The sequence below is a fragment of the Isoptericola sp. MSGPD8_1_ISO-PGPR-S23-394 genome, assembly GCF_058072785.1.
In genome coordinates, this window is sequence record NZ_CM176517.1 from 1,070,637 (window position 1) to 1,095,022 (window position 24,386).

The following is a 24,386-nucleotide window of genomic DNA, read 5'->3' on the forward strand; positions in this document are numbered from 1 at the left end:
GATGCCCGTCCCGGCCTGCGCCGGGGCGGGCATCTGTCGTTCCGGAACCGCGTCGGCCCGGGTGCGTGGAAGGGCTTACGGTCACCTCGCGGCGCGGTGAAGGGCGAGCGCCGGTTCGTGCAGCTCCTGGACCGGCGGGGCCGACAGCGGGCGGCCGACAGCGAGGTGTCCGGGCGACGGGTGCGTCGTGGGCAGTGCCGGGCGGGACGACAGCCCGCGGGTCACCGCACGTCGCAGGCGGGTCGAGAACGGCCGTTCCACGGCGTAGTGGATCGCCGCGGCCAGCAGCAGGGAGACGGCGGTGGCGGCGACGAGCACGGCCCAGGCGTTGACGCCCTGCCCGGCCAGCGCCTCGGTGACGGCCCAGCCGAACTGGGTGTGCACCAGGTACAGCGGGTAGGTCAGCGCGCCGGCGAGCTCGCAGAGTGCGGCGAGGTGCGGTTCGCGGACGGTGGCCCCCGGCTGCACGGCGAGCCAGACGGCGCCGATGACGGCGAGCAGCACCACGACCGCGACGCCGGCGTGGACGGGCACGCCCTGCAACGCGGCCGCGTGCTCGCTGGACGTGGTGACCCGGTCGACGGCGAGGACGAGGAGCAGCGCCAGCGCACCGGCGTCGACGGCGAGCGCGCGGCGGGTGCCGTCGGGCTCGGTCTCGCGGCGGGCCGAGACGTCCTGCCAGAGCAGGAACAGGATCATGCCGATGCCGAAGTAGACGGAGTGCCGCACGACGAGGTGCTCGGCGACCTCGGGGTAGCCGAACCCGCGCACGAGCATCCCGGCGGCGGGCCAGGCCAGGGCGAGCGCCAGGATGCGGCCACGGGTCAGCGGGCCGAGCAGCATGAGCAGGCCGACCAGCACGTAGAACTTCAGCTCGACGAGCAACGTCCAGTAGACGACCTGGGACAGCTCGGCGCTGAAGACGTCAGGGGCCATCGTGAGGTTGAGGAGGGTGTCGCCGACGCTCAGCTCGCGTCCGCCCGTCCAGACCGACTGCAGCAGGGCGGTGACCAGCACGCAGGCCCACAGGGCGGGGTAGAGGCGTCCGGCGCGGGACCCGGTGAACTGGGCCACGGTGCGGCCCTGGCTCGACCAGAGGATGGCGAACCCGCTGATGACGAAGAACGCCTCGACCGCCAGCCAGCCGTAGCGGGAGACCTGGTTGATGCCGTCGAACAACGCGGTGACGTCGGTGCCCCAGTAGGTGCTCGCCGTGGGCGTCGCCGTGAAGTGGTAGACCACGACGGCGAACGCCGCGCCGAACCGCAGCACGTCGAGCAGGTGCTTGCGCGGTGCTGGCGTCGTCGTCGTGGGTGCCGGAGTCATCTCGCCGACCTTAGATCACGAATAGATAACATTCTAGCTCGGGGCGCCTGGCTCGGGTGAAATATCGGGGCGACGCACCCGTTGACGGGGCGCGACCGACCGCGTGCTCCTACGATCAAGCGCCCCCACCCGCCGGTCGTCGTCCCGGCCCGTCGCGAAGGATCCCCTCATGCGCTCGTTGCTCGCCTCGCTCGCCCTCGGTGCGCTGCTCGCCTCCGGCGCGGTCGTCGCCACCGGCTCTGCGGCGTCGGCCGCGCCGTCCGCCGTCGCCGTGCCGGGCGTCGTCCAGGCGTCGTCCGTGCCGACCGGCGTGTCCACCGCCAAGAAGCCCGCGAAGGTCACCGTCAAGAAGATCGGCACGAGGACCGCACCCTACGGTGGGAAGGCGAAGGTGAAGCCCCGGGTGACGAAGACCGGGCAGGTCAAGATCACGTCGAAGACGCTGACCGTCAAGCGGTCGGGCAAGACCGTCGCGAAGAACAAGAAGGTCGTCTCGCTCAAGCCCGGCACCTACCGGGTGACCACGAAGGCGACGTTCAAGCGATACTCGCTCAAGTCCACCGCCCGGGGCACCGTGCGGGTCTACGGACCGACGAAGACCAGGACGCTGAAGCAGAAGCTCGTGGTCAAGCAGGGCAAGCGTCCCGCGCGCACGGCCCCGGCCAGCAAGTGGAACTGCCCGAGCTGGGCACCGATCAAGGGCAACCAGTCGGGCATCTACCACCTCCCGGGCGGCCGCTACTACGACATCACGAGCCCTGAGGAGTGCTTCACCACGGCGAGCGCCGCGCGCAACGCCGGGTATCGCGCCTCCAAGAACGGCTGACCGCTGACCGGGTGTCGCCCACCTACTACTCTGGAAGGTGCACGCCTGGTGGCGTGCCACAGCGCCGACGGGAGCCCCCAGTGCGCACAGCACCGATCGACGTCCCAGGAGGGCACCCATGACCGACACCGCCGAGGCCACCACCACCCAGCCGACGCCCGGGTTCGACGAGTCGCCGGGCCGCTACAAGGTCCGCTCGCTCGCGCTCGCCGAGGCGGGGCGTCACCAGATCCGGCTCGCCGAGCACGAGATGCCCGGCCTGATGGCCCTGCGCGAGGAGTTCGGCGAGGCGCAGCCGCTGGCCGGCGCGCGGATCGCCGGCTCGCTGCACATGACCGTCCAGACCGCCGTGCTCATCGAGACCCTCACCGCGCTCGGCGCGGAGGTGCGGTGGGCGAGCTGCAACATCTTCAGCACGCAGGACGAGGCCGCGGCAGCCGTCGTCGTCGGCAAGGACGGCACGCCCGGCGACCCCCAGGGCGTGCCGGTGTTCGCCTGGAAGGGCGAGTCGCTCGAGGAGTACTGGGCCTGCACCGAGCAGATCCTCGTCTGGCCGGCGGGCGAGGGCCCCAACCTCATCCTCGACGACGGCGGCGACGCCACGATGCTGGTCCACCTCGGGCTGCAGTACGAGCGTGCCGGCGTCGTGCCGCCCAACACGCTGCCCGGCGAGCCGGACCACACCCAGGAGATGAACGTCGTGCGCGACGTCCTGCGCGGGGCGCTGGAGGCCGACCCGCTGCGCTGGACCGGGATCGCCCAGCAGATCGGCGGCGTCACTGAGGAGACCACCACCGGTGTGCACCGCCTGTACCACCTGGCGGAGTCCGGCGAGCTGCTGTTCCCGGCGATCAACGTCAACGACTCGGTCACCAAGTCGAAGTTCGACAACAAGTACGGCATCCGCCACTCGCTGCCCGACGGGATCAACCGCGCCACCGACATCCTCATCGGCGGCAAGGTGGCCTTCGTGGCGGGCTACGGCGACGTCGGCAAGGGGGCTGCCGAGGCGTTCCGTGGTCAGGGCGCGCGCGTCGTCGTCTCCGAGGTCGACCCGATCTGCGCGCTGCAGGCCGCGATGGACGGCTTCCAGGTCGCGCGGATCGAGGATGTCGTCGGCGAGGCCGACTTCTTCATCACCACCACCGGCAACTTCGGCGTCATCACCGCCGAGCACATGCTGGCGATGAAGGACAAGGCCGTGGTCGGCAACATCGGCCACTTCGACAACGAGATCGACATGGCCGGGCTGGCCGACGTGCTGGGCGTGGTCAAGACCGAGATCAAGGCGCAGGTGCACGAGTGGACGCTGCCCGCGGGCAGCGGGCCGTCCGGTGCGGACGGTGCGGAGCGTGCCGAGCGGTCGATCATCGTGCTCTCCGAGGGGCGCCTGCTCAACCTCGGCAACGCGACCGGCCACCCGTCGTTCGTCATGTCGAACTCGTTCGCCAACCAGGTCATCGGCCAGCTCGAGCTCTTCGCGGACATGGCCCGCCCGGCCGACGAGCGTCAGTACGAGCGTCAGGTCTACCGCCTGCCCAAGGTGCTCGACGAGAAGGTCGCCCGCCTGCACCTCGACGCGCTCGGCGTGCGCCTGACCGAGCTGAGCCCGCAGCAGGCGGACTACCTCGGCGTGCCCGTCGAGGGCCCGTACAAGCCGGAGCACTACCGCTACTGACCCACGGTGCCGTCGGGCACGGGGGACAACCCCCGTGCCCGACGGCGGCACGCACCCTGGGCAGCAGGCGCGACGCTCGCGAGGATGGGCACCATGACCACCACCACGCGCGCGCCCGGACTCCTCGCCGCGCCCTTCACGCGGAGCACCTGGCGGGCCTACGGGTTCCTGTGGCTCGCGCTCCTGCTCGCGCCCTTCGCCTTCGCCTACGCGCTCGTCACCACCGTGTTCACGTTCACTGTCGGCATCCTGCTGCCCGTGCTCGGGCTGATCGCCGCGGGTGAGCTCGTCGTCGGCGCCCGGGGCTGGGGCGGCATGTACCGGCGGATGGCGCGCAGCCTCCTCGGCGCCGACGTCGGCGACCCGCCCGCTCGTGCGCGGTACCAGGGGTTCTGGCGCCGGCTCGGCAAGACCGTCACCGACCCGACCGGCTGGCGCGCCGTGCTCTTCCTGGTGGCGACGTTCCCGCTCGCGATCGTCTCGTTCGTGGTCAGCACGGTGGTCCTGGCGGTCGCGCTCGGAGGGATGACGCACTGGCTCTGGTCGTGGTCCCTGCCCTGGCAGGAGGCCCCGGACGGGTCGATGCACCGCGGCTTCTCGATCGTCGCGGGGGAGCGGTCCTGGTTCGCGGACACCCCGCCGCGGCAGCTCCTCCTGGTGGTCGCCGGGCTCGCGCTCCTCCTCCTCTGGCCCCGGGTCCAGGCCCTGCTCGTCGCACTGTTCCGGCTCCTCGCGCGTGCGCTGCTCGGCCCGACGACGGCGAGCCTGCGCGTCGCCGAGCTGGAGGCCACTCGCGCCGGGGTCGTCGAGGACGCGGACGACCGTCTGCGGCGCATCGAGCGGGACCTGCACGACGGCACCCAGGTACGCCTCGTCGCGGTGTCGATGCAGCTCGGCGAGGCCCGGGACCTGCTCGCCGCGGACCCTGGCAGCGACCGTGACGACGGTGACGGCGGCCGCGACGTCGCGGTGGCCGGAGACCTCGTCGGCACCGCGCACGACTCCACCAAGGAGGCGCTCACCGAGCTGCGCGAGATCGCCCGCGGCATCCACCCGCCCGCGCTGGACTCCGGCCTGGCGGTCGCGCTGGAGACGCTCGGGGCGCGGGCTCCGGTGCCGGTGACCGTCGACGTCGACCCGGCCGTGGAGGCCGGCGGTCGACTCGCCCCGGCGGTGGAGTCCATCGCCTACTACACGGTCGCAGAACTGGTCACCAACGTCGTCAAGCATGCCGGCGCCAGCGGGGCGTACGTGCTCGTCGAGCGGACGCCCGACGGGCTGCGCCTGCGCGTGCGCGACGACGGTCAGGGCGGCGCCGTCGTCGTCGCGCCGGACGGCAGCGGCCACCGCACGGGTCTGGCCGGGCTGACCGACCGCATCCGCGCCGTCGACGGCACCCTCGACCTGTCCAGCCCTGCCGGCGGGCCTACGGTGGTCACCGTGCTGCTCCCCACCCAGGCCCGGCCTCGCCCTGCCCGTCCCGCCCCATCCCGGCCGCGCCGATGAGTCCGGCCGCGCACCGCACCCTGCGCGTGGCGATCGCGGAGGACTCCGCCGTCCTGCGCGACGGCCTGGCCGCCCTCGTCGAACGGCGCGGTCACACCGTCGTCGCGGCCGTGGCCGACGGCGTCTCGCTGGAGCAGGAGGTCGCGCTGGGGTACTCCGCCGGTGAGCCGCCGGACGTCGTCGTCGTCGACATCCGCATGCCGCCCACCTTCACCGACGAGGGATTGCGGTCCGCGCTGGCGCTCCGCGCGGCCCACCCGGACCTCGGTGTGCTGCTGTTCAGCCAGTACGTGGAGACCCGGTACGCCGGGCGGCTGCTGGCCGGCAGCTCGCGCGGGGTCGGCTACCTCCTCAAGGACCGCGTGGCCGACGTCGGCGACTTCCTGGACGCCCTCGTGCGGATCGCCGACGGCCAGACGGTCCTCGATCCCGAGGTGGTCTCCCAGCTCATGGGGGCCTCGCACGGCGACGACGGGCTCTCCCGGCTCTCGTCCCGCGAGCGCGAGGTGCTCGGCCTCATGGCGCAGGGCCGCTCCAACGGTGCGATCGCCGACCTGCTCTTCCTGTCGTACGGGGCGGTCGAGAAGAACGTCGCGTCGATCTTCACCAAGCTCGACCTCCCGCAGGACGCGGCGGACCACCGCCGGGTCCTCGCCGTGCTGCGGCACCTCGGCGTGCCCGAGTAGCCCGGCAGGAGGGGTGTCCCCCGGGAAAGTCCGGGGGTTCGCGGCCCCCAGACCGGGGGAACCACCCATGGTGATCGTCCTCGCAGGTCAGCAGGCTGAAGGGGTCCTCTCGACCCCTTGACCGCGGAGCCTGACATGCCCTCGACGACCACACCGGTGCACAGCGCGCCACCACTCGTACCGGCGGCGGTGGCGCTGCTCGACCAGCCCGCGGCACCGCCGTCGGCGCCGGCACCCGTCCCGACCGACCGCGACCGGTTCGTCGACGTCGTCCGGGCCCTGGGGGTCATGGCGGTCGTGGCGCTCCACTGGTTGATGGCGGACGCCTCCTGGGACGGGACGACGCTGCGCATCGGCAACGCCCTGGCCCACGGGGCAGGCTGGACCCTCACCTGGCTCCAGCCGTTGCCGCTGCTCTTCTTCGCGGCGGGCGCGGCCGCCGCCTACCGAGGCGTGCCGTCGGGCGTGGCCGGGTGGTGGCGGGGCGTGGCGGGCAGCGCGCGCGGTGCGGCACGGCCCGTCGCCGTCCTGCTGGTCGCCTGGACGGCGGCGGCCCTGGTGCTGCTGGCCGCGGGGGTGCCCGACGGCGCGGTGTGGCGCCTGGTACGGATGGTGCCGCAGCCGTTGTGGTTCCTCGGCGTGTGGCTCGTGCTCCTGGCGTGCGCTCCGCTGCTGGTCCTGGCCTGGCGCCGATGGCGGTGGGCGGCCGCGGCGGTCGTCGTCGCCCTGCCGCTGGGGGTGGACGCCCTGCGGTTCGGCGCCGGCCTGGACGGCGCGGCCTGGACCACGGTGGTCCTGGCGTGGGCCGTGCCGTTCGGCGCCGGCGCGGCGTACGCGACCGACCGGCGCGACGGCCGGCGGACGGGTCCACGCGCCCGCGTCCTGGTGGGCGCAGCGCTGGCGGCGCTGGCGGGTGCGGCGCTGCTGGTCGCCGTCGGGCCCTACCCCGCGAGCCTCGTCGGGATGCCGGGGGCCCAGATCTCCAACCTGGCTCCGCCCACCGCGCCCGTCGTGCTGCACGCCGTCGCCATGGTGTGCCTGGCACTCGCGGCGCGCCCGGTGCTGGTCGGGTGGGCGGCCGGGGCCCGTCCGGTCGTCGGCGCGATGGCGAGGCGCTCCATGACCGTGTACCTGTGGCACCTGACGGCGATGTTCGTCGTCGTGGGCACGGTGCTCCTCGGGCTGGGCCGGGGGCTGCCCGAGGCGTGGTCGACGGACTGGTGGGCGGGTCGGCCGGTGTGGTTCGGCGCCTACCTGCTCGTGCTGGCCGGTCTGGTCGCGCTGTGCGGACGGTTCGAGTCGTCGCGGGCCGGGAGCCGTGGCGCCGGGAGTCGTGGCGCCGGGGGTCGTGGCGCCGGGAGCCGGCGGGCCGGCGTCACCGGGGCGCGGGAGGCGTCCCGCCGGTGAGACACCGACGCCCCGCCCGGTCCGGACCGGGCGGGGCGTCGAGGGGGTCGGTCAGGAGCAGTTCTCCGAGGTGTACTCGTTGATCTCGGCGTTCGCCGTGGTGAACTCCTCGCTGGAGAACTCGCCCATGGCCTCGGTGAGGGCCGTCGGGTCGGCGTTCTCGATGTCGGACAGCGCCTCGGAGGCCGTGTCCGTGAAGGTGCGGAAGGCGGAGGTGATGACCGCGTACGAGTCGGCGATCTCCTCCGGGGCCTCGACCGACTCGACCTCGGTCGCCAGCTCCTCGAGCGAGGCGACCGCGGCCTCCGGGTCGCTCGGGTCGACGTTCTGCAGGTCCGTCGTCAGCTCGTCCATCGAGCTGAAGGAGTCGCAGAACGCCTGCGCGCTCTCGTCCGAGCCGCCGCAGGCCGTCAGCGAGAGGGTGAGCACGCCGGCAGCAGCCAGAGCGGTGGTCCGGGAAAGGTGGTTTCGCATACAGCCATCTTAGAGGTTGCTCCAAGGAACACCACAGGTCGTCTGGTGGTCGAGACGATGAAAAGCGACTACGTCAAGTTGGAGTGTCCGAGATGGTGCGGATCCGTTCGACAGCGCGCCGGAGGCTGTCTGAGCGGTAGAGGGCGGCGTCGATGTCCCAGCGGTCAGCCGCGAAGCTATTGAGATGATAGACGTAGAGCGGTCCAGGGCGCGGTCCTTCGCTGACGACTTCGTCGCGGATGGTCGCTGATCGGGATCCTGCACACAGATCCAGCAGTGTTCGCTTGGCGTGCGGAAGACTCTCAGGGTCCTGGGGAACCTGGCCCGGCCGGACTCGGAAGTACTCGGCGAACCCGGAGGAGTCGGCGAGCAGCCACGCCTCCGACATCGTCCGGGCGAAGCGAAGCCGAAACGTCGGGAGCAGCCCGTCGAGAGATGCCGTTCCTGCAAGGAGCCTCTCGCGGAGCCGGACCGGGCACTCGCCGTCCGTGTCGCGCAGGACGACCCAAGGCTGCCAGCGTGACGCCGCGTGGTACTTGGCGATCTTCGGGTCAAGGCGACCGGTGCCGCGCGCGGGCCGAACCGTCCCGGGAATGTGGCCGGCGGCCCGCACTACTTGCTTCGCGAGCTCGACGTCCGAATCGCCCTCGACCGCAATGTTGACGACGGTCACCGCCGACGGCCCGCCGCGACGAGCCCGCCGAGGTCGCCGGGCGCGATGAGATCACCAACGGTCTCAGACGCCGGCAGCCCGGCCGCGACCTCTCCCGCTGCCTCGGGGATGCTGGACAGGAGCTGAGCAGTGCTGCCGTCGTCCGTCACACGCAGCACGAGGACTTCGTCGGGCCGCACACCTTCGTCGTCGAGGATCTCGGGAGCGTGTGTGGCCAGGGCGATCTGCATACCTGGATCTCGTTGGGCCGCGGCGAGGAGATGAGGGAGCGTTCGGACGATTGCAGCGTTGAGGGAGAGCTCAGGCTCTTCCAGCAGGAGCACACCACCGTGTGCCGGCGTGCTCACGATGGTCCACAGCAGTCCGATCAGCCGGAGGGTGCCATCGGAGAATTCGTGCTCGCTCTGCCGCGCCGGGTTCTTGCGCCAGTTTCGGTACCCGGCGATCAGGTGGGGGCGTCCGGTGTGATCCTGTTCGAGGCTCAGCGACTCGAAGTACGGCACGGCCGCCTGCAGCGCCGACTCCATCCGCTTGATCCAGGCGTTGCGTGTCCGCAGAGGTGTCGCGTTCATCTGTGCGATGAAGTCGGCACCGAACGGGTCGTTCTCTACCTGGGCGACCCGCCCCGGGTTGCGGATGACCTGCGGGACGAGGTGGAAGTAGCGGACCTTCGCGAAGTGTTCGGCGACCGGACGGAAACTCTGGTTCGCGGCAATCTGCTCGAGATGGGTCTGGGTCAGTCGCTCGCGGTCGTTGGAGTCGTCGGTGTCGGGACGGCGCAGGATCTCGACGCCGTTGTGCTCGACGAGTTCTTCTGCCACAACGGGGCGGTTCCGCCCACCTGCCTCACCCTTGATGGCGAGCCGGTAGCGCCACTGGTCGGTACCGTCCTCAAGACGGACGTCGACGACGATCTGCCCCTGGTGGTGGTTTCTGGCGAAGAGGCTCCGCACCTTGCTCAGGCCACCACGGCTGGAGATTGCTGCCGCGAGCCCGTTCCCGGCCGATGCGATGTCGCCGAGGAACCGGAAGATATCGAGGAGGTTCGACTTCCCGGAAGCATTCGGCCCGACGATGAACACACGGTCGCCGAACTCGAAGTCCACCGTCTTGAAGTTGCGCCAGTTGTGCGCGGTGACGCGGGTAATCTGCACGGTCGATACTCCTTGGGTGATCCCCGGCTCCGGTGCGGTCGGTGGTGCCAGGCTACTGGCCGCCTGGCGGGTCGATCGGGACGCTGGAAGGCGTTGCGTTCAGTCGCGCGGGTCCGTGATCGCGTACGGCAGCCGGTGCAGCACCTCGGCCTGCTGCGCCGCGCGCTCCCGCTCCGCGCGGCCGCGGACCAGCTCGCGGTCCCGCCGCTCGTGCAGGACGGCGTGCAGGAACGCCTCGGCGGGGGTCCCGGGCGGGGGCCCGGGGGCCACGTAGGCCTCCACCTGGCCAGCGAGCTCGTCCGTGAGCTGCGCACGCGAGGACGGCGCGAGCCGGGCCGCCCGGTCGAGCACCTGCCGCGCCCGCAGCGCCAGCCCGTCCGGCAGCCGGCGGATGTCCGCGGTGTGCGCCCATCCCGCCAGGTCCGGAGCCATCACCAGCGGCCGCTCCCAGCCCCGCGCGCCTCGCACCCGCACCGCGTAGGTGCCCGCGAGGAGGTCACCGAGCCGCTTGCCGCGGGCGTTGGCGAGCGACGTGATCATCGCGACCGCCCCGAAGGTGAACCACAGCTCGAACACCCCCACCAGCGCCCGCACGAACGCGTGCCGCAGACGCACCGGGCCGCCGTCGTCGCGCACCACCCGCAACCCCGTCGCCAGCTTGCCCAGCGACCGTCCGCGGGTCAGCGTCTCCACGGCGACCGGCAGGGCGACGAGGAACGTCACCAGGAGCACGACCGCCAGCGTGTTGCCCCACTGCTCGTTCAGCCGGTCGATGGTGGTGCCCAGCACGACGCTCGCCGTGACGCCGAACAGCACCACCGTCGCCAGCGCGTCCAGCAGCGCGCCTCCCGCACGCGTCGCGAACGACGCCGGGCGGGCGTCGAGGACCACGCCCTCGCCGATGAGGATTCCGTCCTGCACCGTGCCTCCGTCTCCTCGGTCGGACTGGGGAAGACGCCGTCGTCGCGACATCGTCTCCTGTGGCAGGGTAGCGGTCGTGGACCTGGATGCCTTCACCGCCGTGCACCGCCCGGAGTGGGACCGCCTCGCCCGTCTCGCGAAGCAGCGCCGGCTCGACGGCGCCGAGGCGGACGAGCTCGTGCGGCTCTACCAGGCCGTCGCGACCCACCTGTCGACCGTGCGGTCCGCGGCCCCCGACCCCGTCCTGGTCACCCGCCTGTCCGAGCTCCTGAGCCGGGCGCGCACCCGGATCGCCGGTGCCCACGAACCCGCCTGGTCGGAGGTCGTGCGGTACGCCACGGTCAGCGTGCCCGCAGCCCTCTACCGGATCCGGTGGTGGAGCTTCTGGGTGACCGTCGGCTTCCTGCTGGTCGCCCTGGTCGCCGGCGTGCAGGTCGCGACCGACCCCGACGCGCTCGCCGCCCTCATGTCGCCGTCGCAGCAGGAACAGTATGTCGACGAGGCGTTCGCCTCCTACTACGACCCCGGCACGTCGTTCGCCGCGATGGTGTGGACGAACAACGCGTGGATCGCCCTGCAGATGGTGGCCTTCGGCGTCACGGGGATCTGGCCGGTGTACGTGCTGCTGCAGAACGCCGTGAGCGTCGGCTCGATCGGCGGGATGATGGCGGCGCACGGCGAGCTGACGCTCTTCCTGCAGCTCATCACACCGCACGGGCTCCTCGAGCTGACCAGCATCTTCGTCGCCGGGGCGGCCGGGCTGCGGCTGTTCTGGGCGTGGGTCGACCCGGGCCCGCGACCCCGCTCGACGGCGCTCGCGGCCGAGGGGCGCGCGCTCGTCACGGTGGGCGTCGGACTCGTCGGGGCGCTGGCGCTGTCCGGCCTGGTCGAGGGCTTCGTCACCGGCTCCGGCCTGCCGTGGTGGCTCAAGATCCTCATCGGGGCGCTGGCCCTGGCCGCGTTCCTCACGTACTGCCTGGTGCTCGGCCGCCGTGCGGTGCGGGCCGGGGAGACCGGGGACCTCGACGCCGACCGCGCGGGCGCCGTCCTGCCCACTGCCGGCTAGATCCGACGTCCATCGGAGCCCGCTTCGAGGAAAGGGCCTCGCTCGCGGCGTCATGAACGCCCACCTTCAGAGTCTTGATGGGTGGGTGTCCGTGAGGTGTGGGCGCCCCGGGCCAACCTGGCCCGACCTGGCAGCAGGGAATACCCAACCGGCAGGCCTCGAGGGAACGTCGGATCACTGTGCTGCTCACCGCGGCAGGCGATTCGTCCGACAACGAAGGGGACGACCGTGAGAAAGCGATCTCTTGCTGCAGTGGCAACACTCGGCAGTGCGAGATCGTCGACCGCCCGAGTCTGCCGCAGCCGACCCCGGAACCCGAGGACTGCACAGCTGAGTTCCTCGGCCAGACGCTGTGGACCGTCTACGTCGGTGACATCACCGAGCGCATCAAGAGACGGTCGGCGACGAGATGGGCGAGGTCAACGCCGACGGCTGGGGGGGGCAGATGCTGAGGCGTGGGGCGAGGGAGCGACGAGGACAATGCGGCTCTATGCGGCAACCGAGGTCGCCCTGACCGACGCCACCTACGTCATCGATACCGTCCAGGGCCTCACCTTCGACCCGAGCATCACCGCCGACGCGGTGTCGACCCCCGCTGGTGGGCAGCTGCCGGACAACGGCTACAGCGAGCCGGTCTCCATCGAGGAGTCCCGCATCCGTGACATGACACAGGCCGAGGCGGACGAGTGCGTTCCAACCGACGCACCAGGTCCGGAGGCCCCACCTGCCGAGGGCCCTGACGACGCCGAGGAGCCACCCGCTGAGGACGCGGCCGACGAGCCGATCTCGAGCGCGCACGAGCAGGGCCCGGAGCAGGATGCCTTCACGTCTGCGCCGCCCTCGCTGGCGCGGACCGGTGCCGACGGCGTTACGCTCCTCGTCGCGCTCTCGGTGCTGCTGGTCGCGGCTGGTGCAGCCGGTGTGACGGCACACCGCCGACGCCTTGCAGCGCTCCGGTGCTGACCGGCAGGTGGAGGAGCCCCGGATCACCCTTCCTCATCCCCGGCCCAGCGTCATGACTCGCAACACCTAGAGGCGGCCGGCGGCCTTGAGCGCCAGGTAGGTGTCCGCCAGGCGCGGCGCGAGGTCGTCCGGCAGGGCCTCGAGCACCTCGGCACCGTGCTGGCGCAGGACGGCCGCCACGGCGGAGCGCTCGAGGTCCCCCCGCACCGCCGCGGCGGCGTCGTAGACCTCGTCGACGTCCGCGCGGCCGGACCGCATCCGCGCCACCTCGGCGTCGGTGACCGCCGCGACCACGACCTGGTGCTGGGCGGCGAGCTGGTCGACCACGGGCAGCAGCCCCGTCTCCACGACGGCCGGGTCGAGCGAGGTCAGCAGCACCACGAGCGCGCGCTGCGAGACCCGGGCCCGCACCTGGCCCACCAGTCCCGTCCAGTCCGTCTCCAGCAGCACCGGCTCGACGGCGGAGAGCGCGTCGGCCAGGGCGGGCAGCAGCCGCGGCCCCGACGCCCCCGCGACCCGCGCCCGCAGCGTCCGGTCGTAGGCGAGCACCTGGACGCGGTCGCCCGCCCGGTCGGCCAGCGCCGTCAGCAGCAGGGCCGCCTCGACGCTCGCCTCCAGCCGGGTCCCGCCGTTGTTCACCGACCCCTGCGACGACGTGCCGATCCGCGCCGCCGACGTCCGGCCGGTGTCCAGCACGACGACCACCCGGCGGTCCCGTTCGGGACGCCACGTGCGTACGACCACGTCGCCGCCGCGGGCGGTGGCCCGCCAGTCGATCGAGCGGACGTCGTCGCCCACCACGTACTCCCGCAGCGAGTCGAACTCGGTCCCCTCGCCGCGCACCTGCACCGAGGCGCGCCCGTCCATCTCGCGCAGGCGCGCCAGACGGCTCGGCAGGTGACGCCGCGAGGCGAACTCAGGCAGCACCCGGATCCGGCCGCCTACGGCGATCGAGGCCTGCAGGCCGGCCACCCGGAGCGGGCCCAGGGTCCTGATCGTCACCGGACCGGCGGCCCGGTCGCCGCGCCGGGTGGGCAGCAGGGGAGTGCTCAGCCGCACCGACTCGCCGGTGGGCAGGTCCACCCGGTGCCGTGCCGTCCGAGTGGGCTCCGCGGCGTCGGTGTGCGGGCGCAGCCCTCCGTCGTCGTCCCGGGCCGTGGCCAGCGACGGCGGCCAGGCGTCCCGCACCAGCGCACGCAACCGCCGTCGGGCCGTGTTGGTCAGGACGAGCCGGGACGTCGTCGGGGTGCCCAGGCGGACCGAGGTGGGGACCGTCCGTTGCAGGGTGACCTGCCGCGGCGAGACCGCCAGGGCCGCGTCGACCAGGCAGACGATCACGACCACCACGGCCCAGAGCAGCACCGTGCCGGGCACCGGCCAGATCGCGACCGGCACCAGACCGAGCGCCGCCAGCACGACGGCGCGCCAGGACAGCGCCATCTCAGCGGGGGACCGGGACGGCGGCCAGGACGGTGCCGAGCACGGACTCGGCCGTCACGCCCTCGAGCTCCGCCTCGGGGCGGAGCTGGACGCGGTGGCGCAGCGTCGGGTGGGCGAGCGCCTTGACGTCGTCCGGGGTGACGTACATGCGCCCCGACAGCCAGGCCCACGCCCGGGCCGCCGCGAGCAGGGCCGTCGCGCCACGGGGCGAGACGCCGAGCTGCAGCGACGGCGACTGGCGGGTCGCCCGGCACACGTCGACGGCGTAGCCGAGGACCTCGCCGGAGACCTCCACCTGGCGGACCTCGGCCCGCGCCGCGGCGAGCACGTCCGCGTCGGCGACGGCGCGCACCCCGGCCGCGCCCAGGTCGCGGGGGTCGAACCCGCCGGCGTGCCGGGCGAGCACCTCGACCTCGGCGTCCCGCTCGGGCAGCGGCAGCAGCACCTTGAGCAGGAACCGGTCGAGCTGAGCCTCCGGCAACGGGTAGGTGCCTTCGTGCTCCACCGGGTTCTGGGTGGCGATGACGACGAACGGCTCCGGCAACGGGCGCGGGTCGCCGTCCACGGACACCTGACGCTCCTCCATCGACTCCAGGAGCGAGGCCTGGGTCTTCGGGGGCGTGCGGTTGATCTCGTCGGCGAGCAGCAGGTTGGTGAACACCGGGCCCTGGCGGAAGGAGAACTCCGCGCTGCGGGCGTCGTAGACCAGAGAGCCGGTCACGTCACCCGGCATGAGGTCCGGCGTGAACTGGACGCGCTTGAAGTCGAGGTCGAGCGAGGCGGCGAGCGAGCGGACCAGGAGGGTCTTCGCCACCCCGGGCACGCCCTCGAGCAGCACGTGGCCCGAGCACAGCAGCGCGATGAGCAGGCTCGTCACGGCCGAGTCCTGGCCGACCACGGCCTTGCCCACCTCGGTGCGCACGCCGGCCAGCGCGCGGCGCAGCTCCAGCGAGGGCTGCGGCGGCTCCGGGGGAGCAGCCGGTGCCTCGGCCGGTGCAGCGGGCGCCTCGACCTGTGCGGCCGGCCCGTCGGCCGGGGAGACCTGCTGCGCCGCCGCGGTGTGCGTGGCGGGCGCTGCCGGCGCGTCGCCCGGTGGCGGCGGGCCGGGGACGGACGGCGTCTGCTGGTTCTCGTCGGATGGGGTCACGGTCGGTGAACCTCGCTCTCCAGGGTGTCGAGCCGGCGGGCGAGCTCGCTGAGCGCGGCGTCGTCGGCGGGTGGTGGTCCGTAGATCAGGTCGGCGACCTCGCGGGGGTCGCGTCCCGTGGCGCGCACGACGGCGTCCACCACGGCGTCGGGGTGCGCGGAGCGCGCCAGGCCGAGGCGCAGGGCGACGGTCTGCGCGGTCGAGGCCCGCAGACCTGCCGCGGCGTGCCCGCGCGAGCGTGCCCGGCGGTACAGCCGGGCGCGGCCGCGGGTGGACTCGGCGGACGGCACCACGACGGGGAGCCGCTCGGCGACGAGCCCGCCCAGACGACGACCGCGCCAGAAGATGGCGACGAGGGCGACCAGGACGGCCCACCACAGCACCGTGTCGAACCAGTCCGGGAGCACGCTGGTGGGCGCCGGATCGGGCGCGGAGCTCTCGACCGTGGAGTCGGCGGGGTCCGGCACCAGCCAGACCAGCCGCTCGTGAGCGCCGAGGAGGTGCAGCGCGAGCGCCGCGTTGCCCTCGGTGAGCACCGCGTCGTTGCGCAGCAGGGCCGGGTCGTCCACGGCGACCACGGAGCGGCCGTCCCGCTCGAGCGCGGCGAGCACCGACGCGCCCTGACCGTCCGCCCAGCACGTGGTCACCGCGGGGCCGACCGCCTCGAGGCCGGGCTGCAGGTCCGACGGGCCGGCGGCGACGGCGGCAGGGACGTCGCAGCCGGGCTCGACCGGGAAAGCCGGCCCCTCGTGCCACCGCGTGCGCTGGACCTGGTCCCCGGTCACCGCCCGCAGCAGCCCGTCGTCGGCACCTGCGAGCACGACGTCGGCCTCGGCCGAGGCGAGCGCGTCGACCTGCTCCGGCAGGAGGAACGGCGCGGGCGTGACGAGGAGCGTCGCCCCGGCGTCGGCGGCGTCCACGGCGTCGGCGACCCGCGTGACGTGCTCGACCTGGACGCCCTGCCGCCCGAGGACCTGGGCGAGCGCCCGGGACCCGTCGGGCCGGGAGTTCTCCGGGTCGTAGGCCACGACCGACCCCGGGGGGCGCATGACGGCGAGGACCAGAACGGCCAGGAGCAGGGCGGCCATCCCCCAGACCACCCAGCGCACGGCACGCCACCGCCGTCGGCTCCGCGAGCCGACGGTGGTCCCGTCACCCGTGACCGGTGCCGACGTCCAGGAGCCCGTCGGGGACGCCGTGGGTGCGCTCACGGTGCCACCTCCGCGACGGTCGTGGTCGGGGTGGGCCGGGTCGCCGTCGCCCGGGCGTCGAGCGTGCGCATCGCCGCGTCGTCGTCCGGGCCGGCGGGTAGGTGGCCGTAGCAGACGCCGTCGAACCGCTCGGCTGCGTCGTGCAGCGCGCTGCCGAGGTCGGGCAGCCGGGCGCTCGCGGCGGCCGCGGCCTCCCGTGCGGTCCGCCCGGGACGTTCGTCGAGCACCACACGCTCCTCCAGCCCGCGCACCACGGCGCGGAAGCGTTCGAGCACGGCGAGGGTCCAGTCCTGGCGGGCGGCGGCCTGGTCGGCCGCGGCGCGCATCTGGTCGGCGGTGCGGGCGTCGTCCTCGTGCAGGACGGCGGAGCTGCGGGCGGCGTGGCGCCGCAGCCGGGCGGGGCCCGCCACGAAGTACGCGACCGCCACGACCGCCACCAGCACGACCGCGACGACGACGGCGAGCCGCCACGGGCTGACGTCGACGGTGCCGATCCCGGAGAAGAGGTCCAGGATCCACTCGAGCAGCCGCATCAGGAGTGAGGGGTCCTGGGCGTACTCGGGCTTCGCGAGCTCCTCGACCAGCCAGTCGCGTGCCGTCTCGCGGTCCGGCACCACGGGCACCTCGGTGGCGTGCAGGAGCGCACGGCCCGTCGCCACGACGCTCACCACTGCGGGCTGCCCCCGGGCGGCGGCTGGGACCCCGGCATGCCGGCGGCCCCGTCGGGAGGCTGGTTCGCCGCCCGCTCGGCGGCCGCGGCGAGCTGGACGTCGAGGCCCTCGCCGCGCATCCGCACGTCGGTGTAGACCAGGGCGACGACGCTCGAGACGAAGACGAGGTAGACGATGCTCGCGATGACGGACGCCGCGACCGACGCCACGATGAGCCCCCAGCCGACGTCGCCCCCGTCGACGAACACGCCTAGCAGACTGAGCGGGTAGGCGACGACCTGGCCGGCGACGCTCGCGATGATGCTCGCGAGCAGCACGGTCCCGAGGACCCGCCAGAACGCGCCGCGGGTGAGTCGCCAGGCGCGGGCGATCGTCCGGCCCAGGCCGCTGCCCTCCAGCACCAGCGCCGGGGCGACCAGCATGAGCCGCACCCACAGCCAGCCGGCCAGCGCCACGACCACGGCGAGGCACAGCAGCCCGAGGACGATCGTGAGGGCCACCGACTCGGTCGCGACGGCGACGGCGGTCACGAGCAGCACGAGCCCGATCGTCGCGACGGTGAGGGCCGTACCGACGACCATGGACCGCAGCAGCATCCAGCCGATGAGGACGGCGAGGCGGGGGCGCACCTTGCGCCAGACCTCGCCCACGGTCAGCTTGCGGCCGATGACGGACTGGCTCACCGAGACGGTGATGAACCCCTCGGTGACGGGCTGTGCGATGAGCAGCGTCAGCGACAGGGCGCCGGAGATGGCCATGAGCTGGGCGAACCAGTCGAGGTCCGCCGCCGTGAACCCGTCGACGGTGGCCTCGCCGCTGAACGGCTCGGCGAACAGGCTCGTCAGCGCCGGGACCGCGAACTGCGCGAGCAGCGCGGCGAGCAGCGTGGCGGCGGCCACCACGATCGACACGAGCCCGAGCATGACCGCCGGGTTGTGCCGGACGGCGCTGAACGCGCCGTCGAAGATCTCGCCGAGGGACAGCGGGCGCAGCGGGACGACGCCGGGCTTGGTCGCCGTCGGGCCGTAGGGGTGGGGCGGCTGCGGCCCGGGGGAGGGTCGGGCGGGGCCGTACCGGCCCGGCTGCTGCCCGCCGCCGTACTGTCCGGAGCCGTACTGGCCAGGCCCGTACTGCCCGTACGCTGGCGGCCGCGGGGCGTCTCCCCAGCCGGAGGGCGGCGTCGGCTGGTCGGGCGTGCTCATGCTGCCTCCTGGGGCACGGCGAACGGGGCGGGGACGTGACCGCCACGACCCTATAGGCTCCGGGCCCGTGCGGGCGCGTCTCGGACGAATGGTCATGGACACTGGCAGACTATGGCCATGAAGTCCCGCGTCCTGGTGGTCGACGACGACACTGCCCTCGCCGAGATGATCGGCATCGTCCTGGAGTCCGAAGGCCTCGAGCTGAGCTTCTGCTCCGACGGCGATGCCGCCATCGGCATGTTCCGGTCGACCCAGCCCGACCTCGTCCTGCTCGACCTCATGCTCCCCGGGAAGGACGGAATCGAGATCGCCCGCGAGATCCGGGCCGAGTCCGGGGTGCCGATCATCATGCTCACGGCGAAGACCGACACGGTCGACGTCGTGCTCGGGCTGGAGTCCGGTGCGGACGACTACGTCACCAAGCCCTTCAAGCCGAAGGAGCTCGTCGCCCGCGTGCGTGCCCGGCTGCGCCGGTCCGACGAGCCCGGACCCGAGCGCCTGAAGATCGGTGACGTCGACATCGACGTCACCGGGCACACCGTCACGCGGGACGGCGAGCGCATCAGCCTCACGCCGCTGGAGTTCGACCTCCTGGTCGAGCTGGCCCGCAAGCCCTGGCAGGTGTTCACGCGCGAGGTGCTCCTGGAGAAGGTCTGGGGGTACCGCCACAGCGCCGACACGCGCCTGGTGAACGTCCACGTCCAACGGCTGCGCTCCAAGATCGAGAACGACCCGGAGAACCCCGAGGTCGTCCAGACGGTGCGTGGGGTGGGTTACAAGGCCGGTGCCGCGCGCTGACCGGCGCGCCGTCGGTGCGCTGGGCCGCAGCGCCCGGTCGCTCGTGCACCGGTGGCGCTCCTCGATGCAGGTGCGGGTGGTCACCTCGGCGGTCGCCCTCGGGGTGCTGGCCGTGGCCGTCCTCGGCCTGTACCTGTCGTACTCGATCCGCGACGGGCTGTTCGACCAGCGCGTGGACCAGATCGAGCGCGAGAACGCCGCAGTGATCCAGGAGGTCCGATCGCGCCTGGGCAGCTCCCCCGCGACCCAGACCGGCGAGCAGCAGGCGCTCCTGCGTGACCAGATCCTGTCGTTGAGCGCGGGCGGGTCCAGCGCCCAGGACTACTTCCTGCGGCAGGCGCCGGACCTGCGGCTCCCGCTCGCCGACCCCTCCTCGCGTCAGGGCCTGGCCGTCACCGACGTCGTCACGCCCGAGATGCGGACCGCCACGCTCGCGACGACGGACCAGGTGCTGCAGTCGGTGCCGATCCCGGCCGACGCCTCCGGGACCGGGATGGCGGAGCCGGGCGTGGTGGTCGGCGCCACCGTGGAGCTGCCGTCGGCCGGGACGTTCGAGCTGTACTCGTTGTACTCGCTCGCCCCGGAGCAGGAGACGCTGCGGTTCGTGCAACGCACCCTGGCGATCGGTGCGGTCGCCATCCTGGCGATGATCGGGCTGCTCACGTGGACCGTCACGCGTCAGACGGTCGCCCCGGTGCGCCGCGCCGCCACGGCGGCGGCCCGTCTCGGCGAGGGGCACCTGGACGTCCGGGTGCCCGGGTCGCGCGGCTACGACGAGATGGCGACCCTGGCCCGGACCTTCAACGAGATGGCCGACAACCTCGAGGAGCAGATCGCCCGGATGGAGGATCTCTCGGCCGCTCAGCGGCGGTTCGTCTCCGACGTGTCGCACGAGCTGCGGACGCCCCTGACGACGATCCGCATGGCGGGCGAGGTCATCCACGGCGCGCGCGAGGACCTCGACCCGTCCGCCCGGCGCTCCGCGGAGCTGCTGCAGACCCAGCTCGACCGGTTCGAGGAGCTCCTGACCGACCTGCTGGAGATCAGCAGGTTCGACGCCGGGGCGGCCGTGCTCGACGTCGAGCACCGCGACGTGCGCGGCGTGGTGACCGCCGTCGTCGACACGTGCGCACCGCTCGCCGAGCGCCGCTCCGTGTTCCTGTCCGTCGACATGCCGGAGGACCGCACGACGGCGGACATCGACCCGCGCCGCGTCGAGCGGATCCTGCGCAACCTCGTGGTCAACGCGATCGAGCACGCGGAGGGCAAGCCGGTCGAGGTGACGGTCGGCCAGGACGCCGAGGCGGTCGCGGTGGTGGTCCGCGACCACGGTGTCGGGCTCTCGCCCGACCAGCTCAACCGGGTCTTCGACCGGTTCTGGCGAGGTGATCCGGCGCGCGCCCGCACCACGGGCGGGACGGGCCTCGGCCTGGCCATCTCGCAGGAGGACGCCCGCCTGCACGGTGGCCGCCTGGACGTGTGGGGACGGATCGGCCACGGGGCGAGCTTCCGGCTCACGCTGCCGCGCCGGGCCGGCATCGAGATCGGGCGCCCGCCGCTGCCCGTCGACGGGCCGCCGCGAGCCGGGGGCCAGCACGTCCCCACCGGGCAGGTGCCGGTCGTCAACCCGCCGACGGGCCCCACGCCGACCGCCATCCCCGACCTGCCGCCCGAGGAGGAGTCCCGATGAGCCGGCCGAACGCTCGCCGCGCCCTGTCCGTCGCGTGCGCCGGCGTGCTCGTGGCGTCCGTCGCGGCGTGCGCGAGCATCCCGACGACGGGTGGCGTGATGGAGGGCTCCGCCGAGGTCGACGACGCGCAGCCGATCGCCTTCGACGTCCAGGGCCCCGCCGTGGACGCCGACCCGCAGCAGATCGTGCAGGGGTTCGTCAGCGCGGCGCAGCTCGGCCCGGCGTCGTCGCAGACCTTCGACATCGCCCGCGAGTACACGACACCGGTCGCCCGTGCGTCGTGGGACCCGTACACGCAGGTCCTGATGCTCTCCGAGTACCCCCAGTGGACGGTCGAGGAGTACGACGACGCGTCGGCCACGACGTCGGTGCGCGGCGAGGCGACCGTGGTCGCGTCGCTCGACGAGTCCGGCGTCTACACCGAGCTGCCCGGGCCCAGCGTCGTGGACGTGGAGTTCGAGCTGGCCCGGGGCACCGACGGGCAGTGGCGCATCAGCGGGCTCGACGACGGGTTGCTCGTGCTGGCCGAGTTCCTCACGGACGGGTTCCACCGCACGCCCCTGTACTACCCGACGTCCGACCGTCAGTGGTGGGTGCCGGCGGTGCGCTGGTATCCCAAGCAGTCGTGGCGCACCGCGGCGACGCAGGCGGTCCTCGCCGGGCCGCCCGAGAACCTGTCGCAGTCGGCGATCTCCGTCGTCCCCGAGGGGGCGACGCTGGCGATCGATGCCGTGACCGTCTCGAACGACGGCACGATCGACGTGAGCCTGACCTCGGCGATCACCGAGGCGCCCACCGAGGACCGCGCGCTGCTGGTGGCCCAGCTCGAGGCGACGCTGCGCGAGGGCGACGGCCGCACCGTGGTGCTCTCGGAGGGGACGTCGCCGCTCGCTCCCACCGTCGCGGACGCGCCCTCGCGACCGGTCACGGTGGGGGACGCCGTCGCCGTCCAGGACACCGCCGACGGGCAGGTGCTGCGACGCGTGGTCGGACGGGAGCTGACCGACCTCGACGAGCCGGTGGACACGTCGGGGCTCGACGTGACCGCGGTCGGCGTCGGCCCCGACGACGGGACGATCGTGGTGCGTGACGGCTCCGACCGGCTGCTGCGGCTCACGGAGGAAGGGCCGGTCGAGGTGCTCGTCGGCAGGTCGCTCGCGGCGCCGTCGGTCGACCGGTTCGACATGGTCTGGACCGCGACGGGCGGTGGGCTGCGGGTCGTCCTGCCCACCGGGGGCGTGGCCCCGGTCGAGGCCGAGTGGCTGACCGGGCTGCCGGTGCGGTCGTTGCGGGTCTCCCCGGAGGGTGCGCGGGTCGCGGTCGTCACGGACGGCCCCGACGGTGCGGAGGTCTGGTCCGCGGGGATCGAGCGCGACGCCGAGGACGTCCCGACCGGCCTGTCGACGCCCGTGCGCGTCGGGGGCCCGGTCGACGACGTCGTGGCCGTCGACTGGTCCGAGGAGTCGACGCTCACCCTGCTGTCCGCCCCCCCGGGCGTGTCCCGGACCCTGTTCGTCGCGGGTGTCGGCGGGCTGGCCGGCTCCAACGACGGGCTGACGCGTCCGCTGCCGACGACCGAGCCGCCGACGGTGGTGGCCACCGGCGTGGGGGCGAGCCCGACGCTCGTCCTCGACGACGACGGGACGCTCCGGGTCCGGCAGAGTGCCGCCCTGTGGCCGGCCATCGCGAGCGACGTCGTCGCGGTGGCCTACCCGGGCTGACCGTCCCTGACCCCTTCCACCGCGAGGGCCGTCCACAGGCGCCGCAGCGACAGCCGCCGCGGCACGGGCGGCGTCCGGCAGCCTGGCGGGATGCTCGTCCGACTCGCCCGCCTCGTCGTCCCCGTCTCCTGCCCGGGCTGTGGTGCGTACGACGTGCGTTGCTGCCCCGCGTGCGCCGCCGCGACCGCCGGCGGTCCGGTGTGCCGCGTCGAGCTCGGCGCACCGCGGCTGGACCGCCTGGAGGCGGGTGGACCCCTGCCCGTGTGGGCGGTCGGTGACTACGCCGGCCCGGTGCGCGACGTCGTCGTGGCGTGGAAGGACCGCGAGCGTGCCGACCTCGACGGGCTGCTCGCCGCCGCACTGCGTCGTGCGGGCACCGTCGTGGCCCCGGCGGTCCGGACGGCGGCCGGGCGGGCACGGGTGGTCGTCGTACCGGCGCCCTCGGCCCCGGGTGCCCGGCTGCGTCGCGGACGGGACCCCGTCGGCGTGCTGGCGCGGGCGCTCGCGGACGGGCTCCGCGCCCGGTCGGTGCGTGCCGACGTCGTGCCCGCCCTGCGGCGACGGCGGATCACCCGCGACCAGGTCGGTCTCGGTGTGCGGGCCCGGGGCCGCAACCTCGCCGCGTCCCTGGCGGTCCGCCGGCACGCCCTGGGCCCCGGCACCCCGTGCCTGCTCGTCGACGACGTGCTCACCACGGGCGCGACGCTCGCGGCGGCGGAGCAGGCCCTGACCGACGCCGGGGCCGTGGTCCTCGGCGCCTCGGTGCTGGCCGCGACGCCGCCGCCGGACACTGTCACGGAATCTCCTCACACCGGTTCGACGTCTGCGGTTCACCCGGCCGACACGTTGGGGTTAGTGTGAGAACCCGACGGCGAGCAGCCCGCGGCAGCGGACGGTTCGTCGCATCTCACGAGCGGGCCGGACGACGTCCGGCGACCGGGAGGTGGTGCCCCGACCGGCACCCACCGCGGTGCCCAGACCTCACGACGGGCCGCCCCGAGAGATGCAGCGAGGGTGGCCCACGACGAAGTGGAGCAACACGATGGAGATCGCCGTCGTCGGCAGGCACACCGAGGTCACGGACCGGTTCCGTGACCACGTGGAGGACAAGCTCGCCAAGGTCTCGCAGCTCGCGCCGAACGCGCGCCGCGTGGACGTCGAGGTCACGCACGAGAAGAACCCCCGGCTCAGCGACATGAGCGAGCGGGTGGAGCTGACCGTCCGGGACAAGGGACCCGTGATCCGGGCGGAGGCGGCCGCAGACGACCGCTTCGCAGCCCTCGACCTCGCGATCGACAAGCTCAACGAGCGGTTGCGCCGCTCCCGGGACCGCCGCAAGGACCACCGGCGTCGTGGCGCGGACGTCATGCCGCCCGTGGACGTGCGCCCCTACGACGAGGTCCAGGCGGACCAGCCGGAGCCCGAGGTGGAGCCGGCGTCGCTCTCGACGCCCGGTGACGCCGTCGAGTACCAGCTCGGCGACTCGCCCGTCGTGATCCGGCAGAAGCTCCACCGGGGTGAGCCCATGACGGCCGACGAGGCCGTGGAGCACATGGAGCTGGTCGGCCACGACTTCTTCCTCTTCATCGACAAGGAGTCGGCCCGTCCGGCCGCCGTGTACCGCCGCCGGGGCTGGTCGTACGGCGTCATCGAGCTGGACGCGACGTGCAGCGGGGTCGCGCCGGTGACCGAGCTGGGCTGAGGTCCGGCCCGGTCCGGCCCGGACGAGGAAGGGCCTCCCGCCGCACGGTCGCGTTCACGGGCGCTGCGCGCCCTCCACATCGGGGATGACGACCGTACGGCGGGAGGCCCTCCCTCGCCCTCGA

Annotated in this window: 22 protein-coding genes; 12 read left to right on the forward strand and 10 right to left on the reverse strand. The window is 73.4% G+C overall.

Translation table 11 applies throughout. The features are described 5' to 3' along the window. Window positions 1-81: 81 nt before the first annotated feature. A complete protein-coding gene (locus tag AC3RJ8_RS04735) occupies window positions 82-1,326 on the reverse strand; it encodes an acyltransferase family protein (RefSeq protein ID WP_489714787.1) in 1,245 nt (414 codons plus the stop codon). Window positions 1,327-1,495: 169 nt separating this feature from the next. Between AC3RJ8_RS04735 and AC3RJ8_RS04740 the strand changes: the two genes are divergently transcribed. From AC3RJ8_RS04740 to AC3RJ8_RS04760, 5 genes are all read left to right on the forward strand, one after another. Then, the gene (locus AC3RJ8_RS04740) at window positions 1,496-2,152 is read left to right on the forward strand and encodes a sunset domain-containing protein (RefSeq protein ID WP_489714788.1); all 657 of its coding nucleotides are present in this window, start codon (window positions 1,496-1,498) and stop codon (window positions 2,150-2,152) included. Window positions 2,153-2,270: 118 nt separating this feature from the next. Beyond that, window positions 2,271-3,830, forward strand: a complete 1,560-nt coding sequence (ahcY, locus tag AC3RJ8_RS04745) for an adenosylhomocysteinase (protein WP_489714789.1) — start codon at window positions 2,271-2,273, stop codon at window positions 3,828-3,830. Window positions 3,831-3,923: 93 nt separating this feature from the next. After that, window positions 3,924-5,336, forward strand: coding sequence for a sensor histidine kinase (locus AC3RJ8_RS04750; protein ID WP_489714790.1), 1,413 nt, complete (start codon window positions 3,924-3,926; stop codon window positions 5,334-5,336). Between the two features lie 20 nt (window positions 5,337-5,356). Continuing rightward, window positions 5,357-6,022, forward strand: a complete 666-nt coding sequence (locus AC3RJ8_RS04755) for a response regulator transcription factor (protein ID WP_489715576.1) — start codon at window positions 5,357-5,359, stop codon at window positions 6,020-6,022. Between the two features lie 135 nt (window positions 6,023-6,157). Continuing rightward, window positions 6,158-7,429 (forward strand): acyltransferase family protein, encoded by a 1,272-nt coding sequence (locus AC3RJ8_RS04760; protein WP_489714791.1) that lies wholly within the window; start codon window positions 6,158-6,160, stop codon window positions 7,427-7,429. A 51-nt stretch (window positions 7,430-7,480) separates the two neighbouring features. Here AC3RJ8_RS04760 and AC3RJ8_RS04765 read toward each other — a convergent pair whose 3' ends face one another. The 4 genes from AC3RJ8_RS04765 to AC3RJ8_RS04780 form a co-directional block, all read right to left on the reverse strand. Further along, the gene (locus AC3RJ8_RS04765; RefSeq protein WP_489714792.1) at window positions 7,481-7,903 is read right to left on the reverse strand and encodes a hypothetical protein; all 423 of its coding nucleotides are present in this window, start codon (window positions 7,901-7,903) and stop codon (window positions 7,481-7,483) included. A 73-nt stretch (window positions 7,904-7,976) separates the two neighbouring features. Continuing rightward, window positions 7,977-8,576 (reverse strand): hypothetical protein, encoded by a 600-nt coding sequence (locus tag AC3RJ8_RS04770; protein WP_489714793.1) that lies wholly within the window; start codon window positions 8,574-8,576, stop codon window positions 7,977-7,979. Continuing rightward, window positions 8,573-9,730, reverse strand: coding sequence for an AAA family ATPase (locus AC3RJ8_RS04775; RefSeq protein WP_489714794.1), 1,158 nt, complete (start codon window positions 9,728-9,730; stop codon window positions 8,573-8,575). The genes AC3RJ8_RS04770 and AC3RJ8_RS04775 overlap by 4 nt, the downstream gene beginning before the upstream one ends. A 99-nt stretch (window positions 9,731-9,829) precedes the next feature. Beyond that, entirely contained in the window at window positions 9,830-10,651 is an 822-nt protein-coding gene (locus AC3RJ8_RS04780) for an RDD family protein (protein WP_489714795.1), read from the reverse strand. Window positions 10,652-10,727: 76 nt separating this feature from the next. Between AC3RJ8_RS04780 and AC3RJ8_RS04785 the strand changes: the two genes are divergently transcribed. Then, window positions 10,728-11,717, forward strand: coding sequence for a stage II sporulation protein M (locus AC3RJ8_RS04785; protein ID WP_489714796.1), 990 nt, complete (start codon window positions 10,728-10,730; stop codon window positions 11,715-11,717). A gap of 480 nt (window positions 11,718-12,197) precedes the next feature. Then, window positions 12,198-12,680, forward strand: coding sequence for a hypothetical protein (locus AC3RJ8_RS04790; RefSeq protein ID WP_489714797.1), 483 nt, complete (start codon window positions 12,198-12,200; stop codon window positions 12,678-12,680). 66 nt (window positions 12,681-12,746) lie between these two features. Here AC3RJ8_RS04790 and AC3RJ8_RS04795 read toward each other — a convergent pair whose 3' ends face one another. The 5 genes from AC3RJ8_RS04795 to AC3RJ8_RS04815 are packed head-to-tail and all read right to left on the reverse strand — an operon-like array spanning window position 12,747 to window position 18,351. Then, on the reverse strand, window positions 12,747-14,120 hold the full coding sequence (locus AC3RJ8_RS04795) for a DUF58 domain-containing protein (RefSeq protein ID WP_489714798.1): 1,374 nt from the start codon (window positions 14,118-14,120) through the stop codon (window positions 12,747-12,749). 1 nt (window position 14,121) lies between these two features. After that, a complete protein-coding gene (locus AC3RJ8_RS04800; protein WP_489714799.1) occupies window positions 14,122-15,267 on the reverse strand; it encodes an AAA family ATPase in 1,146 nt (381 codons plus the stop codon). Then, window positions 15,264-16,478 (reverse strand): DUF4350 domain-containing protein, encoded by a 1,215-nt coding sequence (locus AC3RJ8_RS04805; RefSeq protein WP_489714800.1) that lies wholly within the window; start codon window positions 16,476-16,478, stop codon window positions 15,264-15,266. Before AC3RJ8_RS04805 ends, AC3RJ8_RS04800 begins: the two co-directional genes overlap by 4 nt. Then, window positions 16,475-17,146: a DUF4129 domain-containing protein gene (locus tag AC3RJ8_RS04810; protein ID WP_489714801.1), complete on the reverse strand. Its 672-nt coding sequence runs from the start codon at window positions 17,144-17,146 to the stop codon at window positions 16,475-16,477. Before AC3RJ8_RS04810 ends, AC3RJ8_RS04805 begins: the two co-directional genes overlap by 4 nt. Continuing rightward, window positions 17,143-18,351, reverse strand: coding sequence for a glycerophosphoryl diester phosphodiesterase membrane domain-containing protein (locus tag AC3RJ8_RS04815; RefSeq protein WP_489714802.1), 1,209 nt, complete (start codon window positions 18,349-18,351; stop codon window positions 17,143-17,145). The genes AC3RJ8_RS04810 and AC3RJ8_RS04815 overlap by 4 nt, the downstream gene beginning before the upstream one ends. 117 nt (window positions 18,352-18,468) lie before the next feature. On the opposite strand from AC3RJ8_RS04815, the gene mtrA reads away from it, so the two are divergent. The 5 genes from mtrA (at window position 18,469) to hpf (ending at window position 24,262) form a co-directional block, all read left to right on the forward strand. After that, a complete protein-coding gene (gene mtrA / locus AC3RJ8_RS04820) occupies window positions 18,469-19,149 on the forward strand; it encodes an MtrAB system response regulator MtrA (protein ID WP_407317006.1) in 681 nt (226 codons plus the stop codon). Further along, window positions 19,136-20,839 carry an MtrAB system histidine kinase MtrB gene (gene mtrB, locus AC3RJ8_RS04825; protein ID WP_489714803.1) on the forward strand — a complete coding sequence of 568 codons (1,704 nt, stop codon included), beginning with the start codon at window positions 19,136-19,138 and terminating at the stop codon, window positions 20,837-20,839. The genes mtrA and mtrB overlap by 14 nt, the downstream gene beginning before the upstream one ends. Continuing rightward, window positions 20,836-22,560, forward strand: a complete 1,725-nt coding sequence (locus AC3RJ8_RS04830) for an LpqB family beta-propeller domain-containing protein (protein WP_489714804.1) — start codon at window positions 20,836-20,838, stop codon at window positions 22,558-22,560. The genes mtrB and AC3RJ8_RS04830 overlap by 4 nt, the downstream gene beginning before the upstream one ends. 90 nt (window positions 22,561-22,650) lie before the next feature. Then, a complete protein-coding gene (locus AC3RJ8_RS04835) occupies window positions 22,651-23,421 on the forward strand; it encodes a ComF family protein (RefSeq protein ID WP_489714805.1) in 771 nt (256 codons plus the stop codon). A 181-nt stretch (window positions 23,422-23,602) separates the two neighbouring features. Further along, entirely contained in the window at window positions 23,603-24,262 is a 660-nt protein-coding gene (gene hpf / locus AC3RJ8_RS04840; protein WP_489714806.1) for a ribosome hibernation-promoting factor, HPF/YfiA family, read from the forward strand. The last annotated feature ends 124 nt before the right edge of the window (window positions 24,263-24,386 follow it).